This is a genomic window from Myxacorys sp. (genome assembly GCF_059501405.1).
This window is the reverse complement of sequence record NZ_JCACCM010000003.1, coordinates 1-4,930: the sequence shown is the minus strand read 5'-3', so window position 1 is coordinate 4,930 and position 4,930 is coordinate 1. Positions and strand designations below refer to the sequence as shown.

Here is a 4,930-nt window from a genome sequence, read left to right as displayed (position 1 = left end):
AGGTATGGATAGATAGAGGATTGGATAAATGTATGTTCAGTACATACATTTATCCAATACTCTATCTATCCATACCTATAAGCAATCCGTATCTACTCCAATCCATATAAATCTCTTATCCATACTTCCGTTGATCCCCACGAACATCCCTGTCGTAAATGCCCGAAAGTATTAGTTTATATGGGCTGTGGCGCTTCTAGGATTGCATGACACTACCATTGATATGCTCATCCATATTAGATATCCATATCATTAATGCTTACATCCATACTATATTTGATTGAGTTATCCAATTTAAATACAGATTGCTTATCGGTATCCATATTAAGATTGCATGACATAAGAGATTACTATCATTTCAATGACACCATCATCTATGGGAATGACTTTGACAACAGTCTAGAAAGGGCAATCAAAACGCTGGAATTGCCTGAATGGCTGAAGTGCTGTTCCTTGAGTCTTGCTCCTTCGATCGCGTTTTACACCCGACTCATGCGATCGCGGTCTATCACTTCCTGATATCCATATCTTGATTGTCGATATGCATAGAGCTATGGTTTAGATATGGATATCGATGGATGAGTTAAGCCAGTTTGTTTCGCGATCGCACGGCCTCTTCCTCTGCTCTCATCCACTCCTCTTACTCTCCACTATCGCTTTTCCCGATGAACACTCCTCTTTCCCCAATTCAACAGCAAGCTATTCTCCTGCTGCGCCAATCTATCCTCTCTCAGAATGATCAGCTTACGATTGAAGCCGCGATCTCTGAACTCTCGCTTCAACGCCGCTGTACCCGCCAACGGGCCGCTCAGATCCTCCATCAACATGCCTTCCCTTAATTCATCACGCAGACACAGACATTGAATGATGTCGCGTTCCCCAGTAAATGATGCGCCCGATGGCCGCCATGACGAGAAGTGGGCGATTACGATCTCACTGCTCAAAGGCGGCCCAACCTAGAATCGAAAGAATGCTGAAAGAACGGAGCGATGTTCAACAGCGTTATCTAAAACATCAAATCGATCCGGAAAAACATAACCTGAAACACAGAGGTAAACATAAAATTACTGATGCGATTGCAATTTAGAGAGGTTTGTTGATCGGTTGATAGATTTATTTGAAAAATTCAACATTTCAAGTCAGTAAACCTAAAAGCAACCACACGTTAAATACATTAAGCACAATATGTCTTAAACAACTAGAACGTTAAGTGAATTTCTGTTGAATCTTTCATTCAAGGGCATTGTACAGCCATAGAGTGTTCCAGTGTTTTCTAAAACTTCTGGAGTTTCTATTGTGTTGAATCTGACTACTTCATTAGCCGCAACTGAGATCGATCTGCTTGATCCTGTTGAAGTCATTGAGACCATGATTGATTTACGCATTCAATTAGCTCAGATAGAATGCCAGATTCAATCCCTCCAACCAACCTTTTTTGCGGCCTGTCTCACGCTGAATCAAGCCAAGATTGAACGAGACCGTGCCATTATTTCTCGCAGACTTACCCCAGCTCAATGGATTTACGCTGCTGACATTCTCGAACAGGAAGCACTGCTCAAACAGCTTCGCAAACAGTTCCAGCAGGATCATGAGCCAACGGGCGGACGCGAAACCACCTGGATCATTAAGTTGCTCTTGGCTCAACCCACCTGATTGGGATTGGGCATCTTCTGAAATGGCAACCAGCACTGCTCACAACAGCCGTTTTCCCACAAGGCTGGTAATCGAAACGCTATGCCACACACAGGACAAGCCGTGAGTAAGGGGGCATTATGGCGATCGCACTGTTCGACCCCAGCTCGTTGCCATGCATTCTGGTGAATCGGTGTGTCTTCATAGCACTTCGGACAAAGTCGAGTTACAAGATGGATTTGCGATCGAACTCCGGGCAGCATCTCTGTCAGTTGAAGTTCAGAGAGTCCGAGGAAGGCTGATAGTTTTTCAACTTGAATGGCATTCAACGGCTGCCCAATTGAAGGCATTTCTAAGCCACGCAGCAGGCGGACCTCGATCGAGACCAGTTCTGCCAAGCCACTTCGGCTCAGACAGTTGGCTCGACGGAATCGCCCCAGATAATGCCCAACACTTTCTCCAGAGATCGGGGCCATCTGAAAGATCCAGCTGTCGCAATTCATCGCATCCCTCATCGACATTCAGCTGCCACTTCACTCAAAATGTTTAACTCAACTCGGTTGAATCCTCGGGATAACGAGCGCACGGCTGCTTCTCGTAAAATGCGGTCCAGTAGCCCTAGATACCCACCGCTGGCAGGCCCGATCACCTTTTGCATTTTGGCACTGCCCAAATGAGAGGGCTCAGGCAATCGCAATACGTGCGTCTCCCAAATTGCACTAGTCTCGCTCAGTTGAGCACTGCTCAATCGGTCATACCGATGACTTAGTAGATTTGCTCATCTCGTCGCACCACAGCGTCTAGGCGATCTGTGCCCACCAAGACGATCGCAATTTGCAAGAGATCCAGAATGTCCTGAAGTTCTGAAAAGGTTTTCGGACGCAGCCGGTGCGCTTCATCAATGATCAACATCTCTACCTGACAGGCTTTTAAGGTGCGATAGACACGACTGCGAATTTCTGAGAGCGTTCCTCGACTCAGTTGGTATCTCAATGCCTGGAGAATCCCTTCAAATAGCTCTCGGTTACCGCTTTCGGGTGGGGATTGCCATGCCACAACCGGAACTTGGGGCGGTTGTCCTGGAATTACAACGGGTGGATGTTTTAAGCGGTAGGTATCGCACGCAATCGTCTTGCCCGTGCGCGAATCTCCCACCACGCGACACGGTTGCCGCGCCATTCGCTTCTCGTCAAGCCACTGATGAAACCGCCGCATTTGTTCCAGTTCTACCACCCAGCGGCGCTGTAATCGCTCAATCTCCCGTTCCACTTCAATCCCCAGCGAAGGTTCACTGCTGGGCACCACCTGCTCTGGATTCACCACAGATCGAACTCCTGTTTCAAGGCGTCGTAGTCGAATACCCGCACATTTGCCACATCGATTGGCGAGGTAGTTTCTTCTTCTGACTCGTCGGCAGCCGGAGGTGGGGTAGCGTCTGGCTGGGGTAGAGGTGGCTCAATTGCTCGACTTGAACGTTTGGGCTTGCGCCGCTGTTCCTCAATGTCGCGGTCCCGCGATCGAACTTCGTTGAAAATCGACTGATTGCTGATCGACTGTCCTGCCTGCCGCAAGCGCCGACTCATCGCTTGCGCTTCCGCATACGACAAAATCTCGGTTTCTAAGCCTGTGGCATGAGCACGGCTGAGAAACAGGTCCTTGCCGCCTTCCTCCCGATAAATCAAAATGCTGGTAATGTCGCGCGGATTGTAGCGCAGTACCACCCAACTTCCGGTGTAGCCTTCTAAATGTTCACCTCGATAGGTCAAGTTGGCAAATTGGATATAACCGCCGCGATATATAACTCGGCGATCTCGCCGCATTAAACAAATGTCTAGCTCGCGATCGCTCAACAACGGGAGTTGGGCGAGGCGAGCCGATTCCCATCGTCCTAGTCGAGATTGATCGCCCGTGCGCGGATCAATCCCTTGGTTGTAGCGATCCACGATATAGCGCACAATCTGTTTTTCCAGTTGCATCAGCGTTAAGCTGGCCTTTGTCTCGGCTTGCTTGGGACGGCGTTTGGTGCTGTTCCCGGTATATCCCGGCAAGCTGGCAAATAATTCACTATTCAGTGTGCCAAATGGTCGTTCCACGATGCCGCCTTCGGCTGGGTAGCGGCGCTGACACAGCACGATTTTCAGTTCATTTGCCACTTGCTCTAGATGCTTGGAATTGAATTCTTTGCCGCCATCCGTATAGAGATACTGCGGCACTCCATAGGTGCCCCACAGTTGCGTCAGTTCATACGCAGAACTGTACTGCTTCGGTAACATGGCATGGCGTAAGGCTAAACACACTACCACCGCGCTCGGTGCCTCCATCCCCAGATGAATGCCGATGATGCAGCGCGAATAGGTATCGACGATCGCCGTTAACCACGGTCGTCCCAACACCTCTCCCACTTGATCCACAACCAGTAAGTCAACCCGCGTGTGATCACATTGCCACACCTGATTACTCTCCTTCACCTCCACTTCTAAGCCTTCACGGGTTTTCAGAATTAAGGTCTCGCCACTCCAGCCAATGGAGCGCGATTTCGATTGCTGCTCTTGTCGATCGAGCTCATCCTGCAACACCCGATAGACGCTCGCTCGGCTCGGTGGGTTGCTGTCTCCGATTTCTAGTGCCCGCGCTGCTACTCGCACAGCAACTTGCGCGCGACTCATTCTCCGACCGCCGCGATTCCCAGCACGGTAGGTTTGCACGATGTAATTTGTCCAATTCTCGTCTAATCGCCGCTCTCCGCGATCCGATCTCCCTTGTCGGACGACTCCATCAACCCCTACGGTTTGCCATGCTCGCATCAAATGCCGCACATTTCGCACCGTCATGTTTAACTGCTGGGCAATTTCTTGTTGAAGTGCCAAATACGTGGAGCGATCTGGCGCATTCGCCAGCCGCTGCATTGCTTTGACTCGCTCCTGTGCGGTGATCGTCAATGACTGCCACCGCACAGACCTCGTTGCTGAGTCAGGAACAGGGGCTGGCTCGGCTTCCTCCATCGGGTTGCTCCACTACTGCAAAAGTTAATCGGAGATTCGACGCTGTAACTCTACACCCGTCCCAGGTCGCTTCAGTTCTCGCTTTACACAATTTCTCCGTTCGTAATATTCTGCAAATCTGGAAATTTAATTTGAGACAACTGCACCAGAACTTGATGAAACATAATTTGAGACGCGATTTACCCCAAACTTAAGCTGTACTACTCAATGCTCAAGTACAGACGCAGTAAAGGTTCTAATGTTTTAAGTCGGAAAAATAATCTGAGACAAAAAGAAAAATAATTTGAGACTCGACA

Annotated in this window: 6 protein-coding genes; 2 read left to right on the top strand and 4 right to left on the bottom strand. The window is 49.2% G+C overall.

The features are described from left to right. The first annotated feature begins 665 nt into the window (after positions 1–665). On the top strand, positions 666–839 hold the full coding sequence (locus AC5I6P_RS00420) for a hypothetical protein (RefSeq protein WP_495691781.1): 174 nt from the start codon (positions 666–668) through the stop codon (positions 837–839). 457 nt (positions 840–1,296) lie between these two features. After that, positions 1,297–1,653, top strand: coding sequence for a hypothetical protein (locus tag AC5I6P_RS00415; protein ID WP_495691780.1), 357 nt, complete (start codon positions 1,297–1,299; stop codon positions 1,651–1,653). Here AC5I6P_RS00415 and AC5I6P_RS00410 read toward each other — a convergent pair. From AC5I6P_RS00410 to AC5I6P_RS00395, 4 genes are all read right to left on the bottom strand, one after another. Continuing rightward, positions 1,641–2,135 (bottom strand): TniQ family protein, encoded by a 495-nt coding sequence (locus tag AC5I6P_RS00410; RefSeq protein ID WP_495691779.1) that lies wholly within the window; start codon positions 2,133–2,135, stop codon positions 1,641–1,643. The two genes, AC5I6P_RS00415 and AC5I6P_RS00410, sit on opposite strands and share 13 nt — an antisense overlap. Before the next feature lie 8 nt (positions 2,136–2,143). Then, positions 2,144–2,323 (bottom strand): hypothetical protein, encoded by a 180-nt coding sequence (locus tag AC5I6P_RS00405; protein WP_495691778.1) that lies wholly within the window; start codon positions 2,321–2,323, stop codon positions 2,144–2,146. Between the two features lie 74 nt (positions 2,324–2,397). Further along, a complete protein-coding gene (locus AC5I6P_RS00400) occupies positions 2,398–2,955 on the bottom strand; it encodes a TniB family NTP-binding protein (protein ID WP_495691777.1) in 558 nt (185 codons plus the stop codon). Beyond that, on the bottom strand, positions 2,949–4,634 hold the full coding sequence (locus AC5I6P_RS00395; protein ID WP_495691776.1) for a transposase: 1,686 nt from the start codon (positions 4,632–4,634) through the stop codon (positions 2,949–2,951). Before AC5I6P_RS00395 ends, AC5I6P_RS00400 begins: the two co-directional genes overlap by 7 nt. Positions 4,635–4,930 lie beyond the last annotated feature (296 nt).

Bases quoted from the DNA above. Each gene is read 5' to 3' on its own strand.
- AC5I6P_RS00420 (WP_495691781.1), top strand. From the start codon at position 666: ATGAACACTCCTCTTTCCCCAATTCAACAGCAAGCTATTCTCCTGCTG.
- AC5I6P_RS00410 (WP_495691779.1), bottom strand. From the start codon at position 2,135: ATGAATTGCGACAGCTGGATCTTTCAGATGGCCCCGATCTCTGGAGAA.
- AC5I6P_RS00395 (WP_495691776.1), bottom strand. From the start codon at position 4,634: ATGGAGGAAGCCGAGCCAGCCCCTGTTCCTGACTCAGCAACGAGGTCT.